Here is a 23,618-nt window from a genome sequence, read left to right as displayed (position 1 = left end):
CCGGCGGGTGGGCGGGCTGCCGGGCGGGCCCGGGCCCGGTCACACCAGGAGCTTCTCCTTGGCCCGCTGGTAGTCCTCCTCGGAGATCGCCCCGCCGGCCTTGAGCTCGGCGAGCTTGGCGAGGTCGTCGACGTGACTGCGTGAGCCGGTCGCCCCGGTCCCGCCTCCGGACCCGGCCTCGCCCGCCGGAGTGCTGCCGGCCGCCTCCCGGATGTACTGCTTGAACGCGGCCTCGGACTGCCGGGCCTGGGCGACGTCGCGCTCGCCCATGCTCCTGCCGCGGGCGATGACGTAGACCAGCACGCCGATCAGTGGCAGCAGGATCACCAGGAGCAGCCAGCCGGCCTTGGCCCAGCCGCCGATGTCGTGGCTGCGGAAGATGTCCGTGATGATCTTGAACAGCAGGAAGAACCAGAGGATCCAGAGGAACAGCTCCAGCATCGTCCAGAAGATGTTGAGCAGCGGGTAGTTGTCCATGACGCTCCCGTCGGTGCAGGCCCGAGTCCCTTCGAGTCATACCACCGCCGGTCGGACATCACGGTCCGCTGTTGAGCCATTCCGGTGATCTTCAGAACGTGCGGGAACGCCCCGGGCGCAGACCTCCGGAGCGGGCGGGCCCTCAGTCGGCGGAGGGGCGCTCCCGCAGCTCCACCGCCAACCCGATCAGCTCGCCCCACCACGCCTCGTGGCCGTCCAGCAGCAGCCGCTGCGCCTCGGCCGGCTCCACCGCCCGGACCTCGACGACCTGCTCGCCGTCGTCCGGGTTGGTCGGGTCGGAGTCCACCGCGACCTCTCCCCAGCCCCAGAGCCAGGCCTTCTCGGGGTGCGGCTGCCACGGCCGGTACGGCTCGGTGTCCTCGGTGACGCAGCGGTGCGCGCCCAGCCAGACCGGCTCGCCGAGCAGCCGGGCACCGGCCTCCTCGCGGAGCTCGCGCACCAGGCAGGACTCGACGGACTCGCGGTCCTCGCGGGTGCCGCCGGGCAGGAACCAGTGGTCGCGCTCGTCGCGGCAGAGCACCACCAGACCGTCGCCGGTGAAGCCCACCAGGTGGATGTTGGTGACCAGCTCGTCCGGCGGCAGGGCCGTGGAGAACTGGGCGTCGTAGCGGCCCCAGGTCCAGTACTGCGGCGCGTGCAGCGCGGGGAAGAGGGTGGCCAGCTCGGCCGCCCGGTCGGTGGTGGCGGCCGGGCCGGTGCCGGCCACCCGGTCGGCCGCGGCGGCCCGGTCGGTGGCGGCGCTGCGGGGGATCCGGGCGGTCCGGTCGGCTCTGGCGGCGGCGCCCGTACGGTCCGTGGTATCGGTCATTCGGTGATCGTAGTCCCGGCCGGGCGCAGCAGGGGGGCCGTCGGGTGAGTCAGCGTCAGCTCGGCGGTGTCGATGGCGCGCGGCCGGCGCGGGACCACGGCCTCCAGCGGTGCGCCGACCCAACTGCCCAGGGAGATCTCGGCGGTGATGCCGGGGCCGAATCCGGCGATCAGCCCCTGGGTGCCTTCGGTGACCTCGCCCTCGTCGAAGAGCCGGGCCAGTGCGTCGAAGACGACGGCGCTGGCGATGTTGCCGCGCTCGGTGAGGGTCGCGCGGGAGAACCGGAAGGCGGCCGGCTCCAGGTTGAGGAAGTGGCAGAGGTCGTCGAGGATGCGCGGGCCGCCGGCGTGGACGATGTAGAAGCCGAGGCCGGAGACGTCCCAGGTGTGGTCGGTGGCGAGTGCCCGCAGGGCGGGGGCGAGCATCTCCATGGTGCCGGGGACGCGCTTGTCGAGCTGGAAGTGGAAGCCGGTGTCCTTGACCCCGTAGGAGATCCAGTCCTCGGTGTCCGGGACGAGGTGCGAGCCGTTCCGCTCCAGGTGGATGCCGGCGCCGCCGCGCCCGCGCAGCACGGCGGCGGCGATCGCGTCGCCGAACAGGCCGTTGGAGAGCAGCGAGCCGACGCCGATGTCGGTGGGCTGGTAGCAGAGCGAGCAGAACTCGCAGGCCACGATCAGCACGTTGGCGCCGGGGTAGGCACGGCAGAAGTCGTGCGCCCGGTTGACGGCGGCGCCGCCGGCCGCACAGCCGAGTTGGGCGATCGGCAGCTGACGGGTGTCGGAGCGGAAGCCCATGGTGTTGATCAGCCACGCGGTCAGCGAGGGCATCATGAAGCCGGTGCAGGAGACGTAGAGGATCAGGTCGATGTCCCGGGCGCCGAGTTCGGCGTGGCCGAGCGCGCGCTCGACCACCTCGGGGACGCGGCGCTTGGCCTCGCGCTCGTAGACGGTGTTGCGCACCGTGAAGCCCGGGTGGGCCAGGGTCTTCCCGATGGGCTGGACGAGGTGCCTGGTCCGCACCCCCGTGTTCTCGATCAGCCGCAGGGCGAGGCCGAGTTGGGGGTGGCCGGCGTGCAGGGTGCGGGCCAGGTCGAGGGTCTCGTCGAGGGTGATGACGTGCTCGGGCACGGCGATGGCGGGTCGGCAGAGTGTTGCCATGGGTGGACTCCCCTGGTGGCCCGGGCGGGGCGGTGGGTCGGCGCGGGCGGTGGCCTACGGATGCGTGGGGCGGGCGCCGCCGCGCGGGCGGGTCGGCGCGGTGCCGCCGGGGCGGCTGCGGGGGCGGTGCGGCGGGGAGGCGGTCACCAGGCGATCGGGAGGGTCTGCGGGTAGCGCCAGATCGAGCCGGTCTGCCAGTCGAGTTCGGCGGGCGGGACGGCGAGCCGCAGGCCGGGGAAGCGTCGCAGCAGGGTGCCGATGGCGACCTGGAGTTCCATCCGGGCGAGGTGGGCGCCGAGGCAGTGGTGGGTGCCGTAGCCGAAGGTCATGTGGTTGGCGGTGCCGCGGTCGAGGTCCAGCTCGTCGGGTCGCTCGAACATCGCCGGGTCCCGGTTGGCGGCCAGGTAGGAGACGTGCACCGGCTCGCCGGCGCGGATCAGCACGCCGCCCAGCTCGACGTCCTCGGTGGCGACCCGGGCGATGCCGACGCCCTGCCGGAACGGGATGAAGCGGAGCAGTTCCTCCAGGGCGCGCGGCAGCATCTCGGGCCGGGCGCGCAGCTTGGCGAGCTGCTCGGGGTGGGTGAGGAGGGTGTAGGTGATGTTGGAGAGCTGGTAGGTGCTGGTGTCGTGACCGGTGACCAGCAGGACCATGGCCATGACGGCGAGTTCGTCGTCGTCCAGCAGCTCGGCGCCGTCCCGTGCGGTGGCCAGCGCGCTGATCAGGTCCTCGCCGGGCGAGCGCCGCCGCGCGCTCGTGAGCTCGGCGAAGTAGGCGCGCAGGGCGGCTTTGGCGTTGACCTGCCCGGCGCCGCTGCCGGGACCCATCGTCATCATCGCGACGGCGTGGCCGCGGAGTTCGGCGCGGTCCTGCTCGGGGATGTCGAGCAGCTCGCAGATGGTGGTGAGCGGGAGCCGACTGGAGAGGTGGTGGACCAGGTCGGCGGGGGCGCCGTGCTCCTCCATCCCGTCCAGGTAGCCGTCCACGACGCCCTGGGTGTGGGCGCGCATCCGCTCGACCTGGCGGTTGGTGAAGCCCTTGGCGACCAGGCGGCGGAGCCGGTTGTGGGCCGGCGGGTCCATCAGGTTGATCGACTCGACCTGGGCGATCGGGGCGGGCGTCATCCGGGGCAGGTCGCGGCCGATGCCGGCGGCGCGACTGAACCGGCGGTCGGTCGTCACGACGCGGACGTCCTCGTAGCGGGTGGCCAGCCATGCCTCGCCCTCGCCGTGCGGGAGGCGGATCCTGGCGATCGGCTCCTCGGTGAGCAGACGCTTGAGGAGCGGGTCGAACTCCAGGCCGTCGGTGTGGTTGAAGGGGCAGTCCCACACGGGGGCGGAGGTAGTCACGGGCTGATCCAGGGGCCGGTGTGCTGCCGCCCGACCGGGGTCGTTCGGGCGCGGACGTGCTGATGTTCCCCCATCTGGCCGCGAAAATGTGGACAAGAGAGATTGTTCCCTCGATCGAGGGAGATAGATGATTATCGTGCGATAAAGGGCAGTTGGGGGCTCCGGATCGCCGCCTGATCGGTGCGTGCCCCGTCGGGCATGTCGGAGGGCAGGTCAGGGGGCGGGTCGGAGCGCGGTGCGCGGGCCGACACCGTGGAGCAGGGTGTCGACGATCCTGGCCGCGAGCACGTCGGGGTCCGGGTCCGGGGCGGGGTCCGGGCCGGTGGCGTGCTCGCCGTGGAGCGCTTCGCCGATGAGGGCGTAGAAGACGCGGCGGATCCATTCCAGGTCGGCGTCCGGGGCGATCAGGCCCTGGGCCCTGAGCCGGCCGAGCAGTTCGACGCAGCGGCGGGCGATCTCGTCGTGCGTCCGCAGGGCCCGGTCGCTCTCGGTGGCCGCCGTCACGGGCAGGTTCGACTCTCCCGGGGCGGTGGTCCGGGCCGGCCCGCGCGCCCTCGACACCGACCGCTCCTACGTCACGCCGGGTCTGAGCAACTTCGCGGGTGCCCACCTGGTGCCCCGCCGGCCGCGCGGCCTGGTCGCGGCGATCGCCGAGCGCGTCACGCGCGGTGTCCGGGACGCGGCCCGGGTGGCGTGACCCGGCACGTGATCCGGTGGCGTGACCCGGCGCCGTCGCCGGGCCGGCGGTTCGGTTCGCCGGTTCCCTGTGCGCGCTCGCTGCCCTACCGGTCCGCGGTCTCGGCGTTCACCCAGTCCAGGTACGCGGCGCTTCCGGTCACCACCGGAACGCCGACGACCTCGGGGGTGTCGTACTCGTGCTCCTCTTCGACGAAGCGGGCGAGCGGGCCCGCCAGTGCCGCCCGGGTCTTGAAGTCGATCCGCCACTCGGCACCCTCCTGCACCTCGCCCTCCCACCAGTACACCGACCGGATCGGGTACACCTGCGCGCACGCCGCGAGGCGGGCCCGCACCGCGTCCGCCGCCAGGGTCCGGGCCTTCGCCTCGTCGTCGTGGGTCGTCGTCACCACGACGAAGGCGCGATCTGTGGTCGTCATGCCGCGCAGCCTAGGCGGTTCGGGGTCGGTTCGAGTCCCGGCCCCGATCCGGGGCGGCCCCCGGGCCGGTTCGGGGCCCGCTCCGGAGGGCGGGGACGCGTCGTGTCCAATCTGAAATCATCATCTGTGAGACAAAACTGACGGAGTGTCGAAAAATCCCCTACGGTTGCGCGTGCCAGCAGCACACCGCACGTCACCGTCAAGGGAGCACCTATGTCCCGGAGCCGGAAGCTCCACCGCGTCAGCAACCCCGACACCACCGAGCGTCGCGCCCAGCGGATGCTGTTCCGTCACCTCCGTGACGACACCAACGCGAACCGCGGCCGGATGGCGAAGCGGGTGCGCGAGCTCCAGCTCCTGCTGGCGATGGACCCGGTCGAGTTCGAGCAGCTCGTCGCCCGCCTGATGGAGGCGATGGGCATGAAGGTCGAGCTCACGGCCCGGTCGAGGGACGGCGGGGTGGACGTGCGCGGGATCGACACGGACCCCTTCCGCGGCGGGAACGTCATCGTGCAGGTGAAGCGGTACCGGGACACGGTGACACCGTCGGCGGTGCGGGACCTCTACGGCACGCTCCAGCACGACCGGGCCGCGACGAAGGCCGTGCTCGTCACGACCAGCAAGTTCGGTCCCAGCTCGCACCAGTTCGTCGGGGGCAAGCCGATCACCCTGATCAACGGTGCCGAGCTGGTCGGGCTGCTCAAGCACCACGGCTTCCACGAGGTGTTCACGGTCGCCGAGGCGGGCGTCGACGGCCCGGAGGCCGACGGCGAGGGACTGCCCGGGATCGAGGTCGCCGCCGAGCCGGCCCGACTCCTCCTGCACTGGACCGGCGAGGACGAGTACGACATCGCCGCCCTGGTCTGCCAGGGGAACAGGGCGATGTCGGACGAGCACCTGGTGTTCTACAACAACGGTTCCACGCCTGACGGTTCGGTCCGGCTGGTCACCGGCTACGACGACGCGAACGCCTGCCTGATGGTCGACTTCGACGCGCTGCCCGCCGAGGCCGACCGGCTCGTGATCATCGCCGCGGCCGACACCGAGAACCACCCGGCGGCGACCATGGCCGGTTTCGCCGGTCCGGCCCTGATCCTCGAAGCCGGCGCCGACCAGCCCGCGGCCGTGGCACACCTGGCCGACGGGGCCGGGACCAACACCGCGATGCGGCTCGGCCGGTTCGACCGCGACACGGACGGGAACTGGGACTTCACCCCCGCCCTCGCCGGGTACCCGGGCGGACTGCGTCAGGCCGTCGTCGCCTACGGCCTGGAGGTCGAGGAGGCCGCACCGGAACCGGTCGGGTAGCGGCTGCCCGGCGCGACCGCGCCTGCGCACGCCCCCGCGCCCGAGCCCGCACCCGCCGTGCCCGCCCCCGCCGTGCCGCGCTCGCCGCCACGCCGGGTGCGGCCCCGGCGACGCCGCAGCGCGGGACCTCCGGCGTAGGCTCCGGCGCATGCCGAGGACACTGGAGAACAAGGTGGCCCTGGTCGCCGGAGCGACCCGAGGCGCAGGCCGGGGGATCGCCGTCGAGCTGGGTGCACAGGGGGCGACCGTGTACGTGACGGGGCGCAGCACCAAGGGGAAGCGCTCGGAGTACGACCGGCCGGAGACCGTCGAGGAGACCGCCGAACTGGTCACGGCCGCGGGCGGCACGGGCATCCCCGTGGTCTGCGACCACCTGGAGTCCGCCCAGGTCGAGGCCCTGGTGAGGCGGATCGACACCGACCGGGGCGGCCGGCTGGACGTCCTGGTCAACGACGTCTGGGGCGGCGAGCTGCTCTTCGAATGGGACAGCACGGTCTGGGAGCACGACCTGGACAAGGGCCTGCGGCTGCTCCGGCTCGCCGTCGACACCCACGCGATCACCAGCCACCACGCGCTGCCGCTCCTGCTGCGCACGCCCGGCGGGCTGGTGGTCGAGATGACCGACGGCACGGCCGAGTACAACGCCGACCGGTACCGGGTGTCGTTCTTCTACGACATCGCCAAGTCCGCGGTGCTGCGGATGGCGTTCGCGCTCGGTCACGAGCTCGGCCCGCGCGGGGCGACGGCGGTGGCCCTCACGCCGGGCTGGATGCGCTCCGAGATGATGCTCGACACCTTCGGCGTGACCGAGGCGAACTGGCGTGACGCGACCGGGCGCATCCCGCACTTCGCCATCTCCGAGACGACGTCGTACGTGGGCCGCGCGGTCGCGGCGCTGGCCGCGGACCCCGAGGTGTCCCGGTGGAACGGCCGGTCGCTCAGCAGCGGCGGGCTGGCCCGGGTCTACGGCTTCACCGATCTCGACGGCAGCCGTCCCGACGCCTGGCGGTACATGGTGGAGGTCCAGGACCCGGGCCTTCCGGCCGACACCACCGGCTACCGGTAGCTGCGGCGGAACCTCCCCGTGCGGCCGGTGCGTTGGGCGGACGTGGTGATGGTGATCGTGGTGATCGTCCTCGTGGCCCTGGTGACCGGGCTGGTCGCGCTGGTGTGGGCCGGCCAGGCGGCGCGTCGGGCCCGGCTGACCGGGCGGGCGGCCGGACCTGCGAGGTCCGGCGGCGCCGTCGTACCGGGGATGACGGCGTTCGAGGAACTGCACGCCCTGTTCAGTGCGGGCAAGCGCGTCCAGGTCGAGCAGCGTCAGGCCCGGCTCGTCCTGCGTGACGACGACCGGGCCGGCGCCCCGCCCCGGACGGGTGTCGACCTGGACGCGGGCACCGCGGTCCTCCGACGAGGGCAGGACCGGGGGCCGGGGACGGGGGAGGGCGGTGTCACCACGTCGCCTCCCGGTAGTCCTTGAGGAAGGTGCCCGAGACCGGGGAGCCGGCCTCGCCGCGCACGATCGGGTCGTAGACGCGGGCGGCGCCGTCGACGATGTCGAGCGGGGTGCGGAAGCCGTCGGCGGCGAGCCTGGTCTTCTTCGGGGCCGGGTTCTCGTCGGTGATCCAGCCGGTGTCGACGGCACACATGTGCACGCCCCGGGCGGCGAGTTCCTCGGCACTGGTGCGGGTGAGCATGTTGAGCGCGGCCTTGGCCATGTTGGTGTGGGGGTGCCCGCCGGTCTTGTTGCGGACGGCGAACCGGCCCTCGACCGCCGTGACGTTGACGATGTAGCGGCGCGGGTGGGGTGAGGCGAGCAGCAGCGGAAGCAGCCGGTCGCAGAGCAGGGCCGGGGCGAGGGCGTTCACCAGCTGGGTCTCCAGCAGCTCGGCCGGATCTAGCGAACCGAGCCGGGCCGACCAGGAGTTGGCCGGTGCGAGGTCGGGCAGCAGCCCGGCCTCGTCGGTCGGGTCGGCCCGCTCCGGCAGTACGGCGGGGGCCGGTGATCCGCCCGGGAGGGCGAGGCCGGTGGTCGGCCAGGCCGGGGTGAGCGCGGGCATCGGCCGGAATCCGGGCGCGTGCACCACGGCGCGGGCGTCGGAGGCGGCCAGTGCGGACCGCTCGCCCGCGGCGAGCCGGGCGTACGACTCCGGCGGGCGCCGCAGGGTCTGCGCGGCGTTGTTGACCAGGATGTCCAACGGGGCGCCCTCGGAGCGCAGCCGGTCGGTGAGGCCGAGGACCTGGCGGGGGTCGCGCAGGTCGATGCCGACCACGGTGAGCCGGTCCCACCATTCCTCGCTGCCCTCCGCCGCGCGGAAGCGGCGCACGGTGTCGTGCGGGAACCGGCTGGTGACCACCAGCCGGGCGCCGTCGCGCAGCATCATCAGCGCCAGCTGGTGGCCGATCTTCACCCGGCCGCCGGTCAGCAGCGCACGGCGGCCGTGCAGATCGGTGGAGAGGGCGCGGCGGGCGGTGTTGTCGGCGGCGCAGGAGCGGCAGAGCATGTGGTAGAAGGCGTCCACCTCGCGGTAGTGCTGCTTGCAGACGTAGCAGCGGCGCCCGCCCCGGAGCCGGCCGACGGACCCGGCGGTGGGCCTCCCGGCGGGTCCCGTGTCGGGCCCCGGGGTGAGCGCGGCGTCCTCGCGGCGGTCGCGCGCGCCGGTGGCGGTGGCGGCGAGCAGTTCGGCGTCGGCGGCGCGGGCCTCGGCGCGCAGGGCCTGGCGGCGGCGCTTGCGGCTCTCGCGGACGAAGGACTCCAACTGGCGCTCGGCGTGCTGCCTGGTCCGGTGGTCGGTGGGCAGGGCCCGCAGGCGGCCGAGGGTGCGGCTGAACGCGGCCAGCTCCTCGGGGGAGACCTCGTCGGTGGTCGTGTCGTCGTCGCTCCGGACCGCCATGTCCGTCCCCCTTGTGCTGCTGCCGAGTGGTCCCGCGAGGCGGTCCCGGCCGGAGGCGCACCGGGGTGTCCGCCGTGAGGGAGCGGCGCGCCTGCCTCTGCGCGGCTCCCGGGCCGTGGGAGGACTGTAGCGGGGGGCCTCGGGAACGCACGATCGAATATCCCGGGAGGGGGGCGGGAGGCCCCGGACGTGCCGGTGCCGGTGGTTCCCGCTCGGAGGAGGGGGACCACCGGCACCCGGGTGCGCGTCGGAGCGCCGGCGGGTCAGCCGGCGTAGGGGGCGAGGATCTTCGCGAACTCGTACGGCTGCTGCGGGATGTTGGTGCACTTGAACAGGCCGCCGGTGCAGGCGTTCGCGTCCCGGGTGGCGTCCCAGAAGGACAGCATGCCGAGGTGGTGCTGCCGGGCGAAGGCGACCAGCTGCCGGGCGTCCGCCTGGTCGTAGACCTGGTGGTCGTCGTTCTCGCCGATCATCGGCGTGACCCCGACCGTGGCCCACAGCTGGGCGTCGCTCTTCGCCGGGTACAGCACCTTGAGCTGTCCGTACAGCGACTGCGCGGCCTGCACGGCGGCGTCGCCGTAGTCGGTGCCGGCCCGGTAGTAGTCCATCGCCATGATGTTGACGACGTCGACGTTCACACCGGCGTCCCGGGCCGAGCGGACGATGGCGACGCCCTCGGCGGTCAGACCCTCGGGCAGCACCGGCAGGGTGAACGAGAGCCTCAGCCCGGGGTGGGCCTTCTGCAGCCGGGCCAGTGCGGCGGACCGGCGCTCGTTGGCTGCGGTGTCGGCGATCGCGGCGCCCTCGATGTCGAAGTCGACGTGGCGCAGGCCGTAGGCGTTCACCACGGCCTCGTACTCGGCGAACAGCGAGTCCACCGTGGTGCAGGCCGCGGCGAGTTCGGTGCCGCCGGCGCCGCCGAAGGAGACCTTGACGTCGCCGCCGGCCGCGCGGAGCGCGTCGACCTGCTCCTTGGCCCAGCCGGTGCGCGGGTCGTAGGCGTTGAACCAGCTGGCCCTGCAGCCGACTCCGGTGACGAAACCCATGGTGAAGGACTTGAGGTTGCCGGCCGCGGCCATCGCGGGCAGCGACGGCGTGGGCCAGGCGCCCATGTCGATGTACGGGGCCACCGGGAGAGCCACGCCCGGCGCCGGGGTGGTCGGGCCGGTCGGGTTCGGCGTGGTCGGCGGGGTGCTGGTGGGCGGTGCGGTGGTCGGCGGTGCGGTGGTGGGCGGCGGGGTGCTGGGGGTGCCGCCGGGCCCGGAGAGCGTGACGTCGTCGGCGAGGTAGGCGCCCTGCCCGTACCACCCGTGCAGGTAGACGGTGACGCCGGTGGTGGCCGGCCCGGTGGTGAAGGTGGTGGAGAGCTGGTGCCAGCCGCTCCCGCCGGGCGTCCAGACGGCGGGGTCGGTGACGCCGTTGCCGGTCGCGCCGAGGTACACGTACTGGCCCTGGACCCAGGCGCTCAGCGTGTACTTGGTGCCGGGCTGCACCGCGACGGTCTGGCCGCACTGCGCGGTGTCGCTGCTCCCGGCGGCCCCCCGGAGCGCGTACGAGCCGCCGTGGGCGCCGGAGCCGGTCACGCTGCCGGTGGTGCCGGAGCAGCTCCACGGGCCGAGCGTGCCGCTCTCGAACCCGGCGTTGCCGAGCAGGTTCCCGTCCGCCGCACCGGCGTTCCCGGCGATGGTGGCGAGCCCGCCGGCGGCGAGGGCGACGGCGCCGGCGAGGCCGAGGAGTTTGGTCCGGGTGGACGGTCGGCGGTGTCGGGCGGGGGCGTCGTGGGGCGCGCGTGGCATGGGGGTGCCTCTCGGGGACGGGGCCGCCGCCCGTCGCGCGAGGGGGAGGCGGCGCGACGGGCGGCGGTGGAGAAGGTGGTCCGGTGGGGGAGTTGCGCGGTGCTGCCCAACAAACTGGACTAGACCTCCTGGGCACGTCAAGAACCTCCGGTGCATCGGAGGCAGGTCGCAGCCGGGCTTACGTGGACCTTAAGGTTCCGGCATGACCGGAGACATGACGAGGAATCTGCGCATCTGCTTCATCGGGGACTCCTTCACCCAGGGCGTCGGTGACCCGGAGTTCCGTGGCTGGGTGGGCCGGGTGATGGCGGCCGCCTGGGCCGACCTGGTCGGGAGCGCGGCGGGCGGGGTCGGTTCGGCGGGCGGGGTCGGCGTGGTGGGCGGCGGGGCCGGCGCGGAGGAGGGCGGGGGCGCCCGGTCCGCCGACGTGACCGTGTTCAACCTGGGTGTCCGGCGGAACACCTCGGCCGACGTGCTGGCCCGCTGCTGGACCGAGACGGGGGTGCGCGCACTGCCGGGGGCGGACAACCGGCTGGTGCTGTCGGTGGGCGCCAACGACACGACGATCGAGGACGGCCGCCCCCGGGTCGAGCCGGAGCAGTGCCTGGCGAACGTCGCCGACCTCCTCGACGGTGCCCGCGAACGCGGCTTCGCGGCCCTGGTGGTGGGACCGCCCCCGGTGGCCGACGGGGGCGAGGAGCGGCTGGCCCGGCAGCTGGAGCTGTCCGAGGGGATCGCCGCCCTCTGCGGCGCCCGCGGCGTGTCGTTCGTCGACGTGACGCGCGCACTGGCCGAGGATCCGCTCTGGGTCGCGGAGGCCCTCGCGGGGGACGGCGCGCACCCGGGCGCGGGCGGGTACGGGCGGCTGGCGGAGCTGGTGCTGCGGGGAGGGTTCCGCGAGTGGCTGGCGGACGGCCGGGTGCGACACGCCGCGGCGGCCGGCCGGGCTTGACCTAGAGCGCACTCGAAGGGACAGGCTGTTCATCGGTGAGCCACCCGGTGCCGCTCCCGGGCCGCCGGGAGCCGAACCACCCGCCGTTGACCCACGAAGGAGAACCGTCATGCGCAACGCCACGCTCGGCAGCGAGGGCCCCGAGGTCGGAGTGATCGGCCTCGGTTGCATGGGGATGACCTGGGCCTACGACCCGCAGAGCCGCGACGACGAGACTTCGATCGGCGTGATCCGGCAGGCCCTGGACCTCGGCGTCACGCTGATCGACACGGCCGACATCTACGGCCCGTACAGCAACGAGGAGGTGGTCGGCGCAGCCCTGGCCGGCCCCCACCGGGAGCGTGCGGTACTGGCGACCAAGGTGGGGCTGGTGCCCGGCAGCGGCACCGAGCGGGTGGTCCGCAACGGCCGGCCCGAGCACGTCCGGCAGGCGATCGACGCGAGCCTGCGCCGGCTCGGCACCGACCACGTCGACCTGTACCAGCTGCACCGGGTGGACCCGGAGGTGCCGATCGAGGAGACCTGGGGCGCGCTGGCCGAGGCGGTCGAGGCCGGCAAGGCCCGCCGGATCGGGCTCTCCGAGGTGGGTGTCGAGGAGATCAAGCGGGCGCAGGCGGTGCACCCCGTGGCGTCCGTGCAGTCCGAACTGTCGCTCTGGACCCGGGACGCGCTGGCCGAGGTGCTGCCGTACACCGAGGCGGAGGGCATCGCCTTCCTGCCGTTCTCGCCGCTCGGCCGGGGCTTCCTGACCGGCAGCATCTCGTCCTTCGACGAGCTGCCGGCGGACGACTTCCGCCGCTCGCTGCCGCGCTTCCAGCAGGACGCCCTGAAGGCGAACCTGGCGCTGGTGGAGAAGGTCGGGGCGGTCGCGGAGCGGGTCGGCGGGACGCCCGCCCAGGTGGCGCTGGCGTGGGTGCTGGCGCAGGGGCGGTACGTGCTGCCGATCCCGGGCACCAGGACGCCGCGCTACCTGGTCGACAACGCGGCGGCGGCCGAGCTGGTGCTCTCGGCGGCCGACCTCGCCGAGCTGGACGCGCTGCCGGCGCCGACCGGCGGGCGGTACTGAACCGCCCCGTGCGGCGGTCCGCCCGGTCCGCCCCGCCCGGTGGCCGCGCCCGGCCCGGCGGCGACGGCCCCGCCCGGCCGCGCTCAGTGCCCCTTGACCCAGACCATCTTCCGCCCGGTCTCGCCCGGTGCCCGCAGCGCGGCGCCGGTGACCCGGTCGAGCCGGTAGCCGAGCCTGCGCGGCACGGCGGCGCTGGCGGTGTTGGCCTCGTCGCAGTGGATCTCGATCCGCCCGATGCCGGGCAGGGCCAGCGCCGCCTCCGTCACGGCCCCGGCCGCGGTGGTGGCGATACCCCGCCCGAGGTGGTCGGCGCTGAGCCAGTAGCCGAGTTCCAGCGCGCCCGGGCCGATCCGCCCGTGCAGGCCGAACGAGCCGATCACCCGCCCGGGTTCGGCGTCCAGGCCGACCAGGTAGATGAAGTCGGTGCCGGCGTCCCAGGCCGCGGAGCCGGCCACGGCGAGTTCGGCGGTCTGGGCGGGGGTGGGTGCCTCGGCGGCCCACTCCAGCCAGGGCCGCAGGTGTTCCAGGTTGGCCCGGACTGCGGCGTTGAGCGCGGGTGCGTGGGCGGGGGACCGGCGGTGCAGCGTGATGCCCCCGGCCGGCCGCAGGAGTTCCGGCGGCCGGCCGGGGGTGACCGCCCCGGGGGCGGTGCGCGGAGTCCCGGGCCTGGGCACGTCCCCGCACGGTTGTGGCATGACGTGGCTCATGACAGCGATTATGGCGACGTCCTGTACCTGTCACCACCGGCCGTCGCCGCGCGGCGGCACCGCCCGGGGGCGCGTCAGAGGCGCACCAGCACCTCGTCGAGCTCCTTGCGCTGCAGATCCGGCACGCGCGCCCCCTCGGCGGGGTAACCGACCGGGATCACGTAGGCGGCCCGTTCCTCCAGGGGCCGTTCGCACACCTCGTTGAGGAACTTCATCGGGCTCGGGGTGTGGGTGAGAGTGGCCAGGCCCGCCTGGTGCAGCGAGGCGAGCAGCAGGCCGACCGCGATCCCCACCGACTCCTTGGTGTAGTACGGGCGTGGCGAGTTGGGGCCCTTGTGCACCTCGAAGACGACGATCACGGCCGGGGCGTCCTCCAGGAACGGCTTCTCCCAGTCGGTGCCGATCGGCGCCAGTGCGGCCAGCCACTCCGGGGAGGCCCGGTGGGCGTAGAACTCGCGCTCCTCCGCCTCGGCGGCCTCGCGCAGCCGCCGCTTGCGCTCCGGGTCGGTGATCACCACGAACCGCCACGGCTGGACGTGCGCGCCGCTCGGCGCGGTGTTGGCGGTACGGATCGCCCACTCGACCACGTCGTCCGGGATCGGACGGGTCGAGTAGTCGCGGACGGTCCGGCGCTGCGCCATCACGTCGTGGAAGGACCTGCTCCGTGCCCCGGCCTCGTGGGCGGGCACCGTCATCGGGCGGAGCGGGACGCTCGGGTACGGCGTCCCGGCTGCCACAGTGCTGTCAACCATGGGCGACAGCACAGCACATGACGACCGGCCGGGGAAGGGGTCAGGTTCGGACCACATCCCCGGGCCGGTCGCGCGGACCGGTGCTCGCGCCCGGACGGCCGGGCGCCTCAGCTCTCCTGCACGCGGCCCCCGCCGACCTCGATCCGCCGGTTCACCGAGACGGTGTCCAGCATCCGGCGGTCGTGCGTGACCAGCAGCAGCGTGCCGGTGTAGGAGGCCAGCGCCGACTCCAACTGCTCGATGGCGGCCAGGTCCAGGTGGTTGGTGGGCTCGTCCAGCACCAGCAGGTTCACCCCGCGCGCCTGGAGCAGCGCGAGCGCGGCCCGGGTCCGCTCACCCGGGGAGAGGGTGCCGGCGGGGCGCCTCACGTGCACCGCCTTCAGGCCGAACTTGGCCAGCAGGGTGCGCACCTCCTCCGGCGACAACTCCGGTACGGCGGCGGCGAACGCGTCGGACAGCGGCTCCCCGCCGAGGAACAGCCCGCGTGCCTGGTCCACCTCGCCGACCACCACGCCGGAGCCCAGGGCGGCGCTGCCGGAGTCGAGTTCGAGGCGGCCGAGCAGTGCGGCCAGCAGGGTGGACTTGCCGGCGCCGTTGGCGCCGGTGATGGCGACCCGGTCGGCCCAGTCGATCTGGAGGTCCACCGGGCCGAGGGCGAAGTCCCCGCGCCGGACGGTGGCCCCGCGCAGGGTGGCGACCACGGAACCGGAGCGCGGCGCGGTGGCGATCTCCATCCGCAGCTCCCACTCCTTGCGGGGCTCGTCGACCACGTCCAGCCGCTCGATCATCCGCTGGGTCTGCCGCGCCTTGGACGCCTGCTTCTCGGTGGACTCGGTCCGCATCGCGCGGCCGATCTTGTCGTTGTCGGAGGACTTGCGGCGGGCGTTGCGCACGCCGTGCTCCATCCAGCCGCGCTGCATCCGGGCCCGGGCCTCCAGACCGGCCTTGGTGTCGGCGTACTCCTCGTACTCGTCACGGGCGTGCCGACGGGCCGTCGCGCGCTCCTCCAGGTACGCGTCGTAGCCGCCGCCGTACAGGTTGACCTGCTGCTGGTGCAGGTCCAGCTCCAGCACCTTGGTCACCGTGCGGGCCAGGAACTCGCGGTCGTGGCTGATCAGCACGGTGCCCGCGCGCAGACCCTTGACGAAGGACTCCAGCCGCTCCAGGCCGTCCAGGTCGAGGTCGTTGGTGGGCTCGTCGAGCAGGAAGACGTCGTAGCGGGAGAGCAGCAGCGAGGCGAGGCCGGCCCGGGCGGCCTGGCCGCCGGAGAGCGCGGTCATCGGCAGGTCGAGGGAGACCTTCAGCCCGAGCGAGTCGGCGACCTCCTCGGCCCGCTCCTCCAGGTCGGCGCCGCCCAGCTCCAGCCAGCGGTCCAGGCTCGACGCGTAGGCGTCGTCGGCGCCCGCCACGCCGTCCACCAGGCCCTGGGTGGCCTCGTCCAGCTCGGCCTGCGCGGCGGCGACCCCGGTCCGGCGGGCCAGGAAGTCGCGGACCGACTCGCCCGGGCGGCGCTCCGGTTCCTGGGGGAGGTGGCCGATGTTGGCGGAGGCCGGGCTGAGGCGCAGCGAGCCGCCCTCGGGGGTGTCCAGGCCGGCCAGCAGGCGGAGCAGGGTCGACTTCCCTGCCCCGTTGACGCCGACCAGACCGATCACGTCGCCGGGGGCGACGACCAGGTCCAGGCCGGAGAAGAGGGTGCGCTCGCCGTGGCCGGCGGCGAGGTCCTTGACGACGAGTGTGGCGCTCATGATGGACCCGATTCTAGGCGGGCCGCGGGGCCCGGTGCGGGGGAGGCCGGGGACCGCCGGCCGGGGGCGCGTGCGAGGGGTGCGGGGGAACTGCCGTCCGGGGACCGTCGGGAACGCCGCCGGGGCCGCAGCGGAGGTGCTGCGGCCCCGGCGGGGGCGGGCTCAGAACGTGCCCGAGGTCACTTGCTCTTCTTGGAGAAGTAGTCCAGCGCGTGCTGGGCCACGTCGTCCAGGTACGGGCCGGCCTCCCAGGTGTTGTCGGACCCGCCGATGGAGGTGTCCGAGACCAGCACCTGCTTGCCGTCCTTGGTGGTGAACCAGCCGCCGCCGCTGTCGCCGCCGGTGCCGTTGCAGCCGGTCATCAGCATCGTCGGGCGGGCCGGGTCCATCGAGCGGCGGGCCGGCTTCCCGCTGTCGCAGTGCTCCAGCTCCATGCCGTCGAAGGGCTTGCCGGCCGGGTAGCCGTAGCTGCTCACGGCGGTGATCTGGTCACGCGGGGCGTTGAACCAGATCGGCACCGAGCCGCCGACGACCTCCTCCAGGGACCTGCCGCTGCCGTCCGGGTCGGCCACCCGGAGGATGCCGAAGTCGTACTGGCTCCACGGGCCGCCGTTCTCCGGGTCCGCCTCGCCCGCCCACTGCGGGGCGATCATGCCCGCGACCGCGCCCCACTCGCCGTACGGCTCGGCCTGCGCGAGGGAACCCTGCTTGCCGCCGCTCAGCGCACCGGTGCTGTTGAACGCCGGGGCGAAGGTGATGTTGGTGTGGTACTTGCCGCCCTTGCCGCCGTGCAGGCAGTGGCTCGCCGTCCACACCAGGTTGCTCCGGCCGGGGTTGGCCGGGTCGGAGACCACGGTGCCGGAGCAGACGTACTCCTCGCTGCCCTTCTGGAAGAACAGCTTGCCGTTCACGTGGTACTGCTTCGCGAACGGGTGCGGGACGGGCTTCTCCTCGATCAGCTTCGGCTGCGGGTCGTTGCCGCCGTCCCCCGGCGGCTGCGTGGTCGGCTGGGCCGGCCGGCTGGGCTGGGCCGTGGGCTGCGCGGGCGGCTGGGTGGGCGCCGCGCCGGTGGGCTGGGCGGCCGTCGGCTGCGCTGTGGGCTGTCCGCCCGGGCCCGGCTTGTAGGGCTTGGCCTTCAGGATCTTCTGCAGGTCCCAGTAGCCCTTGACGGCCGGGGTGATCACGTTCTGCTGGGCCCACTTGTCCCAGTCGTCGAAGTTCCACTTCTTCAGCTCGTCGACGCTGGGCAGCTTGAGCGGCGCCGCACCCGGCTTGTCGGTGGTTCCGGCGGTGGCCGCGGCGGTCGGCGCCGCGACCGGGTCGGTGTTCTCCGGGCCGCACGCGGTCGCGACGACCACGGTCAGTGCGACGACGGAGGCGCCCAGCGCGGCGCGCGTCGCCCGGGATATCGGTGACATGTGTTCAGTTCCCCCTGTTGGATGCACGCCACGGCGCCGCGCGGCCCGGAGGCCCGCGGGTGTGGCGGTTGCGGCAGGGGAGGAGTCTGCCACGCGGTGCGGACCGGTCCCGGTCCCGGGAGCGGTCCGGGGCGCGGCTGTCACCGGATCGGCACGCGATCGGCACGGAACGCCCGACGGAACACCGAACGGAACGCCCGACGGAACGCCGGGGCCGGCGGCAGGGCAGGTGGCAGAGCTGGTGGCAGGGGGGGCGGGGCGGCCTGCGGATCGGTGGGCGAGCGGTGGATCCCCACGTCGGCGCCCGGTCGGCGGGACCGCCGGGGGAAAACCGGTTGCACGGCCCTGCGCGCCTTCGTAGCGTGGTCCCCGTCAGCCGCCAGAACAGGAGAAGGCCGTTGCTCTACTGAGGTCCCGAGACACCGCCCCCGCCGCGCCGCAGCCATGTCGCTGCCCGCGGTCCGTGAGTGTGCGAGTGCCCGACCTCAGTGGTGAGCCGACCCGGCGTCCCCCGTCCTGCTGACGACCCCGGTCGCCCGCTTCCGGCCCACCCCTTCCGGCCTCCGCCTCCCCCCGCGGTGTCTCCCGTGTTGCCCTGCGACCCCGAGTCGCCCCGCGACCGCACCGCCGTTCCGCGACGCCGCCGTTCCACGGCCGCGTCCCCGCCGGACGGCCGTCGGACCGCTCCACGACCACGGCCGGTGACCGGCCACGTCCGGCAATGCCCGGGAGGCTTCCATGGCACAACCCACCACCTCGCTCCTCTGCACCGACCTCTCCTTCGAGTGGCCGGACGGCAGGCCCGTCCTCGACGGCTTCCACCTCGCCGTCGGCCCCGGGCGCACCGGACTGATCGGGCTCAACGGCGCCGGGAAGTCCACCCTGCTGCGGCTGCTGGCCGGTGAACTCACCCCCGCCTCCGGCACCGTCAAGGTGGCCGGGGAGATCGGTTACCTGCCGCAGGGCCTCACCCTGGACACCGCCCTGCGGGTCGACGAGGCGCTCGGCGTCCGGGCCGTCCGCGAGGCCCTGCACGCCGTCGAGGCCGGCTCCACCGACCAGCGCCACTTCGACGCGGTCGGCGACGACTGGGACGTCGAGGAGCGCGCCCGCGCCCTCCTCGACCGGCTCGGCCTGCACCGGCTCGACCTGGACCGCACCACCGGCGAACTCTCCGGCGGGGAAGCGGTGCTGATGCGCCTCGCCGCCCTGCTGCTGCGCCGTCCCGACGTCCTGCTGCTCGACGAGCCGACCAACAACCTCGACCGGGCCGCCCGCGAGCGGCTCTACGAGACGGTGGCCGGCTGGGGCGGCGTGATGGTGATCGTCAGCCACGACCGCGAGCTGCTCCAATACGTCGACCAGATCGCCGAACTGAGGGACAGGCAGGTCTCGTGGTACGGCGGCAACTTCGCCGAGTACGAGCGCACCGTCGCCGCCCAGCAGGAGACGGCCGAGCGGCTCCTGCGCAGCGCCGAGGCCGACGTCGAGCGCCAGAAGCGGGACCTCACCGAGGCGCGGACCAAGCTGGATCGCAGCGCGAGCTACGGCAGGAAGCGCTCGGTCACCCGCAACGATCCGCACATCTTCGCCGGGAAGCTCAAGCGCCAGGGCCAGGAGACCGCCGGCCGCCTCCAGGGCATGCACACCGAGCGACTGGAGGAGGCGAGGCGCCGGCTCACCACCGCCGAGGAGGCGGTCCGGGACGACGCCGAGATCCGGATCGACCTGCCCCGTACCGCCGTTCCGGCGGGCCGCACCGTCCTCACCCTGGACAAGGTCCGACTGCCCTACGGCGCCACCGCCGACCTCGACCTGCGCGGACCGGAGCGGATCGCCCTGGTCGGCCGCAACGGATCCGGCAAGACCACCCTGCTGCGCACCATCGCCGGTGAACTCGCCCCGCTGCAGGGCGAGGTGACCACACCGGTGCCGATGCGCCACCTCCCGCAGCGGCTCGACCTGCTGGACGACGGCCTGACGGTCGCGGGGAACGTCAAGCTGTTCGCGCCCGGTGCCGGGGACAACGCGATCAGGGCCCGGCTCGCCCGCTTCCTGTTCCGCGGCGGCCGGGCCGACCAGCTCGCCGCCACGCTCTCCGGCGGCGAGCGGTTCCGCGCGACGCTGGCGGCGCTGCTGCTGGCCGACCCGCCGCCGCAGCTGCTGCTGCTCGACGAGCCGACCAACAACCTCGACCTGGCCAGTGTCCGCCAGCTCACCCAGGCGCTCGCCGCCTACCGGGGCGCGCTGGTCGTGGCCAGCCACGACCTGCCGTTCCTGCGCGGCCTCGGGATCACCCGCTGGCTGGAGCTGGACGGCGAGCTGAGGAGGGTGGAGCCGATGTGACGATCGGTGTCCCGGCCCGGTCGGCGCGGGTCGGCGCCCGGGCCGAGACGCCGGTGCACCGAGACGCCGGTGCGCCGGGGTGGTGGACCCGCAGGGTGGCGGGTCCACCACCTACTCCGCGCGGGGAGCGCCGCCGAGGACGCGTCGGGCGGTGGTCAGGGCGGAGTCCCGTCCCAGGCTCAGCTCCTCGTCGGTGAAGACCGGGGTCGCGATGTCCGGCGGGATGCCCGGGCCGTCGAAGGTGGTGCCGGCACGGGTGAGGAACTTCTCGTTCGGCAGGACGGCCGTGAACGCGTCCGAGACGGGCTTGAACATGATGTCGGAGAAGACGCCCTGGGTGTTCTCGCCGATCCGGACCGCCGCCGGGCGCCGTTCCATCAGCGCCTGGGTGAACGTCTCGCCCGCGCTCACCGTCGAACCGGCGGTGAGCAGGGCCACCGGGCCGGTGAACCGCGTCGCGGCGGCCGGCCGGACCGGGACGTGCTGCGGGGCGGTGAAGCGGGTCGGGTCGGCCGGGTCGTTCCGGGCGACCTTGAGGTAGGCGAGATATGGCCGGTCGGTCAGCCGGGCGGCGATCCGCAGCCCGAGTTCGTCCGAGCCGCCACCGTTCAGCCGGAGGTCGATCACCAGACCGTGCAGCTGCCCGGGGCGGGCCAGGAGCGTGTCCAGGGCCCGGTCCAGCTCGGCGGCGTGGGCCGGGTACCCGCCGTCGTCGACGTACCCGTCGAAGGCGCTCACCCGCAGGTAGCCGATCCCGCCGGGCAGCTCGCCGACGCCCAGCGCTCCCCGGCCGAACGTCCTCTCCGGGGAGATCAGTTGGGCGGCGACGGCCTCCGCCGCCAGCTCCTGCACCTCGTCGGTGGGCTCCCGGGTGCCCGGCCGCTGACCGGCGAAGACGGCACTGAGCCCCCCGTCGGCCCGCTTGCGGGCCAGCGCGGTGTGGGCGTCCCCGAGCGGCCGGAGCATGTCGACGAAGATCTGCTGGAGATCGTCGTCGGTGGTCTGCGCGGTGATCCGTGCCCGCTGGGCGGCACCGACGGCGTGCCAGTCGATGCCCTTGGCGGCGAAGAACGGGTAGTTCTCCTCGAAGGTCGCCCAGAACCGGTCGAAGGCCGAGAAAGGGTCCTGCGGCGCGGGCCGGCGGCAGAGCGACGGCAGACCGCCCGGCAGCCGGGCCAGGTCCTTGGTCGCGCTGGCCCCGTCGTCCTTGTACACGGCCCGGTTGCGGCCGTCGGGGGTGACCGTCAGCTCGCCGTAGGGCTTGCCGGGCGAGCCGAACCTGATCGCCCCGCCGGGCCCCGGGGCGCCGACCTGTTCGGCCCTCACCCGGCCGGGGGTGCAACTGATCCGGGTCACGTCGTAGGTGGTGAGCGTGGTCCCGGTGAACTCGACGATCGTCCCGTAGCCGTCCACCTGCCAGGCGCCCGCCGCCCGGCCGCCTCGCCTCGTCCGCCCCGGCGGGTGCGGCCCGGGCCGCACCGACCGCCCCCGCGGTCACCGCGAGCGCCACTGCCGCGACTCCCGCCGTCCTGGCCGCGGCCCTGGGCCGGGTGCGCCGCTCGGTCGTCCTGGCCGGGGTGTTCCTGTGCCTCATCGTCCGTCTCCGGTTGCTCGGGTGGTGCCTCTGTCGTGCCGGGTCCTGCGTGCCGCGGCCTCCGCCGCCGAGGGCCCGCAGGCGTTCGTGCTGCGTGCAGCGGGCTGTGGTGTGTGCCGGGGCGGGTGGGCTGCGGCGGTGGGTGCGGTGCTACCCGGCCGGACCGGCGAGGATCCGCCGGGCCTCGGTGGGCGCCGAGCCGCGGCGGCCGTCCGGTTCCTCCGCCCGCGCCCGAGGCCGGCGCCGTCGCCCCCGCGGCGACGGCGAGCGCCGTCGCCGCGACCCCCGCCGCCCGTGCGGCGTCGCCGAACCCGCCACCCCTGAAACCCGGACCGGACCCCGCCCCCAGGTCCGGGCCTCCCCCGCGGAACCCCTCCGCCGCCCACGACCGACGGTACGGATCCGGCGCACGTCCGCACGTCCACCCGCAGGGCGGTCCCCACCGGGACCCCAGAGGTACACCGCCTCCGCCCCGCCTCCGCCCGGAGGCGTACGGCCGTGAATCCCGCGGACGAGCCCCGCCCGTCGGTCGGCGGGGCTGCCGGCCACCGCGGCCCCGGTGCCGTCCGCGCGGTGCCGGTCCGGTACCCAACTCCCGTACGCTCCAGTACCATCGGCGCCATGCCAGCGCTCAACATCGAGTACACGGAGCACGAGCTCGCCGCCATCCGCGAGGCGGCGGCCGCCGACGGGAAGAGCGTCAAGGCGTACGTGCACGACCTCAGCGTGCGGGAGCAGCAGCGGCGGGTGTTCGTCGACCACGCGGTGGCGTTCTGGAACGCGCACCGGGAGGAGTTCGACGAGGCGTTCCCGGAGGACGCGCCGGCGGCGTGAGCGTGCGTAGGGGCGCGGGCCGGGCGGCCGGGACGGGCGGGGCGGGAAGGGTGCCGCGATGATGCTGCTGCGCGTCGATCTGCGCTGGCTGCTCGACATCCAGGAGCAGGCCTCGCCCGAGGACCTGAGCGTGCGCGACTACTCGGCGCTGCAGGCGGCCGTCGCGCGGCACCGGGTGAACACCGCGCAGCTCGGCCACGACGCCGATCCGGCCTGGTGCGCGGCCACGTTGATGCACACCATCGTGCTGCTGAGGCCGCTGCCGGTGCGCAACAACCTCTACGCCTGCATGACCACGGCCGCGTACATGCATGCGGCCGGGGAGGGCATCGACCCGCCGTACGGCGCGCTGGTGGAGCTGGCGCGGGACATCGGCGAGGGGCGGGCGGACGTGTTCGCGGCGGCCGACCGGATCCGCTCCTGGAGGATCTGAGCGGGGTCCGGGCCGGCCGCCGCGAGGACGGGACGGGTGTGGGCGGGGCGGGGGAGCGGCGCGGTCAGGCCTCGGAGGGGAGGGCGGTCCGGCGGAGCTTGCCGGCGACCAGGGTGCCCAGTCGGTCCAGCCCCACCACGACGGCCCCCAGGACGACGAACTCGACCGTCAGCAGCGCGATCTGACCCCAGACGTAGCCGTACCCCTCGGTCGTCGGGTCGAAGAAGAAGTAGGGGTAGGGCATCGGGTAGTTGGAGAACAGCGCGTTGCGGGCCAGCACGATCCCCGCGTAGCCGAGCGGGAACGCCAGCCAGAGCGGGATGTCCCGCCAGGAGGAGGCGTTGCGCGGCCGGAGCACCAGCCAGTCGGCGATGACCAGCACCGGCGTGACGTAGTGCAGGAAGAATGACGACCAGTGCTGGAGCTTGTCCGGCCCGTCGAAGAGCCCGGGCAGCGGGTTGGCGCCGTGCTCCAGCAGGACGTGCGAGACCAGGCCGGTGATCAGGATGTACAGCGTGGCGGCGCCGCGCAGCCGGGGTGCGGGGGCGTCGACGGTGCCGCGCTTGACCATCCAGTAGACGGCGCCGATGAAGTAGCCGAGCACGATCACGTTGCTCTGGATGGTGAAGTACACCAGCGGCGCGGTCTGGAGGGTCAGGCCGAGGCCTGCCGAGAGCACGATGCCGAGGCGCCACCAGAGCGCCGGGCTGGTCCGGACTGACATACGGTCACCAGTTCGTTTCAGGCGATACGGGAGGTATCGGACGGTCGGGAGGCGAAGGCCGCACTCTACCCGCCGGTAGGCCCGGGGTGGAAGAAACGTCCCGCTCGCCGGCCCGCCCGCCC

General features: G+C 74.0%; 23 protein-coding genes. 9 read left to right on the top strand and 14 right to left on the bottom strand.

The window, feature by feature from the left end; translation table 11 throughout:
- Positions 1 to 39 precede the first annotated feature (39 nt).
- From PUR61_RS15330 to PUR61_RS15310, 5 genes are all read right to left on the bottom strand, one after another.
- Positions 40 to 477, bottom strand: a complete 438-nt coding sequence (locus tag PUR61_RS15330) for an SHOCT domain-containing protein (protein WP_329879397.1) — start codon at positions 475 to 477, stop codon at positions 40 to 42.
- A gap of 142 nt (positions 478 to 619) precedes the next feature.
- A complete protein-coding gene (locus PUR61_RS15325) occupies positions 620 to 1,306 on the bottom strand; it encodes an NUDIX hydrolase (protein WP_329879396.1) in 687 nt (228 codons plus the stop codon).
- Positions 1,303 to 2,463: a type III polyketide synthase gene (locus PUR61_RS15320; protein WP_329879395.1), complete on the bottom strand. Its 1,161-nt coding sequence runs from the start codon at positions 2,461 to 2,463 to the stop codon at positions 1,303 to 1,305. Before PUR61_RS15320 ends, PUR61_RS15325 begins: the two co-directional genes overlap by 4 nt.
- A 143-nt stretch (positions 2,464 to 2,606) precedes the next feature.
- The gene (locus tag PUR61_RS15315; protein WP_329879394.1) at positions 2,607 to 3,812 is read right to left on the bottom strand and encodes a cytochrome P450; all 1,206 of its coding nucleotides are present in this window, start codon (positions 3,810 to 3,812) and stop codon (positions 2,607 to 2,609) included.
- 213 nt (positions 3,813 to 4,025) lie between these two features.
- Positions 4,026 to 4,316, bottom strand: a complete 291-nt coding sequence (locus PUR61_RS15310) for a hypothetical protein (protein WP_329879393.1) — start codon at positions 4,314 to 4,316, stop codon at positions 4,026 to 4,028.
- Here PUR61_RS15310 and PUR61_RS15305 point away from each other — a divergent pair.
- Entirely contained in the window at positions 4,303 to 4,509 is a 207-nt protein-coding gene (locus tag PUR61_RS15305) for a hypothetical protein (protein WP_329879392.1), read from the top strand. The two genes, PUR61_RS15310 and PUR61_RS15305, sit on opposite strands and share 14 nt — an antisense overlap.
- A gap of 85 nt (positions 4,510 to 4,594) precedes the next feature.
- Here the strand turns inward: PUR61_RS15305 and cutA are convergent, their stop codons facing one another.
- Positions 4,595 to 4,927 (bottom strand): divalent-cation tolerance protein CutA, encoded by a 333-nt coding sequence (gene cutA, locus PUR61_RS15300; protein ID WP_329879391.1) that lies wholly within the window; start codon positions 4,925 to 4,927, stop codon positions 4,595 to 4,597.
- A gap of 213 nt (positions 4,928 to 5,140) precedes the next feature.
- On the opposite strand from cutA, the gene PUR61_RS15295 reads away from it, so the two are divergent.
- From PUR61_RS15295 to PUR61_RS15285, 3 genes are all read left to right on the top strand, one after another.
- Complete coding sequence (locus PUR61_RS15295; protein ID WP_329879390.1) at positions 5,141 to 6,235, top strand: restriction endonuclease; 1,095 nt, start codon at positions 5,141 to 5,143, stop codon at positions 6,233 to 6,235.
- Positions 6,236 to 6,383: 148 nt separating this feature from the next.
- A complete protein-coding gene (locus PUR61_RS15290; protein WP_329879389.1) occupies positions 6,384 to 7,301 on the top strand; it encodes an SDR family oxidoreductase in 918 nt (305 codons plus the stop codon).
- An 18-nt stretch (positions 7,302 to 7,319) separates the two neighbouring features.
- Positions 7,320 to 7,715 carry a DUF6191 domain-containing protein gene (locus PUR61_RS15285; protein WP_329879388.1) on the top strand — a complete coding sequence of 132 codons (396 nt, stop codon included), beginning with the start codon at positions 7,320 to 7,322 and terminating at the stop codon, positions 7,713 to 7,715.
- Here the strand turns inward: PUR61_RS15285 and PUR61_RS15280 are convergent.
- Entirely contained in the window at positions 7,687 to 9,129 is a 1,443-nt protein-coding gene (locus tag PUR61_RS15280; protein WP_329879387.1) for an SDR family NAD(P)-dependent oxidoreductase, read from the bottom strand. The two genes, PUR61_RS15285 and PUR61_RS15280, sit on opposite strands and share 29 nt — an antisense overlap.
- A 263-nt stretch (positions 9,130 to 9,392) precedes the next feature.
- Positions 9,393 to 10,925: a carbohydrate binding domain-containing protein gene (locus PUR61_RS15275; RefSeq protein WP_329879386.1), complete on the bottom strand. Its 1,533-nt coding sequence runs from the start codon at positions 10,923 to 10,925 to the stop codon at positions 9,393 to 9,395.
- A gap of 202 nt (positions 10,926 to 11,127) precedes the next feature.
- Between PUR61_RS15275 and PUR61_RS15270 the strand changes: the two genes are divergently transcribed.
- Together PUR61_RS15270 and PUR61_RS15265 are read left to right on the top strand one after the other, a co-directional pair.
- Entirely contained in the window at positions 11,128 to 11,877 is a 750-nt protein-coding gene (locus PUR61_RS15270) for a GDSL-type esterase/lipase family protein (RefSeq protein WP_329879385.1), read from the top strand.
- A gap of 109 nt (positions 11,878 to 11,986) precedes the next feature.
- On the top strand, positions 11,987 to 12,943 hold the full coding sequence (locus PUR61_RS15265) for an aldo/keto reductase (protein WP_329879384.1): 957 nt from the start codon (positions 11,987 to 11,989) through the stop codon (positions 12,941 to 12,943).
- Between the two features lie 83 nt (positions 12,944 to 13,026).
- Here the strand turns inward: PUR61_RS15265 and PUR61_RS15260 are convergent, their stop codons facing one another.
- The 4 genes from PUR61_RS15260 to PUR61_RS15245 form a co-directional block, all read right to left on the bottom strand.
- Positions 13,027 to 13,650 (bottom strand): GNAT family N-acetyltransferase, encoded by a 624-nt coding sequence (locus tag PUR61_RS15260; RefSeq protein WP_329879383.1) that lies wholly within the window; start codon positions 13,648 to 13,650, stop codon positions 13,027 to 13,029.
- Between the two features lie 74 nt (positions 13,651 to 13,724).
- Positions 13,725 to 14,402 carry a nitroreductase family protein gene (locus PUR61_RS15255; protein WP_329879382.1) on the bottom strand — a complete coding sequence of 226 codons (678 nt, stop codon included), beginning with the start codon at positions 14,400 to 14,402 and terminating at the stop codon, positions 13,725 to 13,727.
- A gap of 107 nt (positions 14,403 to 14,509) precedes the next feature.
- Entirely contained in the window at positions 14,510 to 16,147 is a 1,638-nt protein-coding gene (locus tag PUR61_RS15250) for an ABC-F family ATP-binding cassette domain-containing protein (protein ID WP_329879381.1), read from the bottom strand.
- 179 nt (positions 16,148 to 16,326) lie between these two features.
- Positions 16,327 to 17,565, bottom strand: a complete 1,239-nt coding sequence (locus PUR61_RS15245; protein ID WP_329879380.1) for a trypsin-like serine peptidase — start codon at positions 17,563 to 17,565, stop codon at positions 16,327 to 16,329.
- A 738-nt stretch (positions 17,566 to 18,303) separates the two neighbouring features.
- Between PUR61_RS15245 and PUR61_RS15240 the strand changes: the two genes are divergently transcribed.
- Positions 18,304 to 19,911 carry an ABC-F family ATP-binding cassette domain-containing protein gene (locus PUR61_RS15240; protein ID WP_329879379.1) on the top strand — a complete coding sequence of 536 codons (1,608 nt, stop codon included), beginning with the start codon at positions 18,304 to 18,306 and terminating at the stop codon, positions 19,909 to 19,911.
- A 111-nt stretch (positions 19,912 to 20,022) separates the two neighbouring features.
- On the opposite strand, the gene PUR61_RS15235 is transcribed toward PUR61_RS15240, so the two are convergent.
- The gene (locus PUR61_RS15235; protein ID WP_329879378.1) at positions 20,023 to 21,324 is read right to left on the bottom strand and encodes a S41 family peptidase; all 1,302 of its coding nucleotides are present in this window, start codon (positions 21,322 to 21,324) and stop codon (positions 20,023 to 20,025) included.
- 802 nt (positions 21,325 to 22,126) lie between these two features.
- Between PUR61_RS15235 and PUR61_RS15230 the strand changes: the two genes are divergently transcribed.
- Together PUR61_RS15230 and PUR61_RS15225 are read left to right on the top strand one after the other, a co-directional pair.
- Positions 22,127 to 22,339, top strand: a complete 213-nt coding sequence (locus PUR61_RS15230; RefSeq protein WP_329879377.1) for a hypothetical protein — start codon at positions 22,127 to 22,129, stop codon at positions 22,337 to 22,339.
- 61 nt (positions 22,340 to 22,400) lie between these two features.
- On the top strand, positions 22,401 to 22,772 hold the full coding sequence (locus tag PUR61_RS15225; protein ID WP_329879418.1) for a toxin Doc: 372 nt from the start codon (positions 22,401 to 22,403) through the stop codon (positions 22,770 to 22,772).
- 64 nt (positions 22,773 to 22,836) lie between these two features.
- Here PUR61_RS15225 and PUR61_RS15220 read toward each other — a convergent pair whose 3' ends face one another.
- On the bottom strand, positions 22,837 to 23,496 hold the full coding sequence (locus PUR61_RS15220; RefSeq protein ID WP_329879376.1) for a Pr6Pr family membrane protein: 660 nt from the start codon (positions 23,494 to 23,496) through the stop codon (positions 22,837 to 22,839).
- Between the last annotated feature and the right edge of the window lie 122 nt (positions 23,497 to 23,618).

It is taken from the genome of Streptomyces sp. BE20, from assembly GCF_036322525.1.
Taxonomy (GTDB): Bacteria; Actinomycetota; Actinomycetes; order Streptomycetales; family Streptomycetaceae; genus Kitasatospora.
The sequence above is the reverse complement of the archived record's forward strand: the minus strand, read 5'-3'. Positions and strand labels throughout refer to the sequence as shown.

Excerpts from the sequence above, each read along its gene's own strand:
- PUR61_RS15240 (WP_329879379.1), top strand. The coding sequence starts at position 18,304 with ATGGCACAACCCACCACCTCGCTCCTCTGCACCGACCTCTCCTTCGAG.
- PUR61_RS15225 (WP_329879418.1), top strand. The coding sequence starts at position 22,401 with ATGCTGCTGCGCGTCGATCTGCGCTGGCTGCTCGACATCCAGGAGCAG.
- PUR61_RS15280 (WP_329879387.1), bottom strand. The coding sequence starts at position 9,129 with ATGGCGGTCCGGAGCGACGACGACACGACCACCGACGAGGTCTCCCCC.
- PUR61_RS15250 (WP_329879381.1), bottom strand. The coding sequence starts at position 16,147 with ATGAGCGCCACACTCGTCGTCAAGGACCTCGCCGCCGGCCACGGCGAG.
- PUR61_RS15320 (WP_329879395.1), bottom strand. The coding sequence starts at position 2,463 with ATGGCAACACTCTGCCGACCCGCCATCGCCGTGCCCGAGCACGTCATC.
- PUR61_RS15255 (WP_329879382.1), bottom strand. The coding sequence starts at position 14,402 with ATGGTTGACAGCACTGTGGCAGCCGGGACGCCGTACCCGAGCGTCCCG.
- PUR61_RS15330 (WP_329879397.1), bottom strand. The coding sequence starts at position 477 with ATGGACAACTACCCGCTGCTCAACATCTTCTGGACGATGCTGGAGCTG.
- PUR61_RS15325 (WP_329879396.1), bottom strand. The coding sequence starts at position 1,306 with ATGACCGATACCACGGACCGTACGGGCGCCGCCGCCAGAGCCGACCGG.
- PUR61_RS15220 (WP_329879376.1), bottom strand. The coding sequence starts at position 23,496 with ATGTCAGTCCGGACCAGCCCGGCGCTCTGGTGGCGCCTCGGCATCGTG.
- PUR61_RS15275 (WP_329879386.1), bottom strand. The coding sequence starts at position 10,925 with ATGCCACGCGCGCCCCACGACGCCCCCGCCCGACACCGCCGACCGTCC.
- PUR61_RS15265 (WP_329879384.1), top strand. The coding sequence starts at position 11,987 with ATGCGCAACGCCACGCTCGGCAGCGAGGGCCCCGAGGTCGGAGTGATC.
- PUR61_RS15245 (WP_329879380.1), bottom strand. The coding sequence starts at position 17,565 with ATGTCACCGATATCCCGGGCGACGCGCGCCGCGCTGGGCGCCTCCGTC.
- PUR61_RS15230 (WP_329879377.1), top strand. The coding sequence starts at position 22,127 with ATGCCAGCGCTCAACATCGAGTACACGGAGCACGAGCTCGCCGCCATC.
- PUR61_RS15290 (WP_329879389.1), top strand. The coding sequence starts at position 6,384 with ATGCCGAGGACACTGGAGAACAAGGTGGCCCTGGTCGCCGGAGCGACC.
- PUR61_RS15270 (WP_329879385.1), top strand. The coding sequence starts at position 11,128 with ATGACCGGAGACATGACGAGGAATCTGCGCATCTGCTTCATCGGGGAC.
- PUR61_RS15260 (WP_329879383.1), bottom strand. The coding sequence starts at position 13,650 with ATGAGCCACGTCATGCCACAACCGTGCGGGGACGTGCCCAGGCCCGGG.
- cutA (WP_329879391.1), bottom strand. The coding sequence starts at position 4,927 with ATGACGACCACAGATCGCGCCTTCGTCGTGGTGACGACGACCCACGAC.
- PUR61_RS15295 (WP_329879390.1), top strand. The coding sequence starts at position 5,141 with ATGTCCCGGAGCCGGAAGCTCCACCGCGTCAGCAACCCCGACACCACC.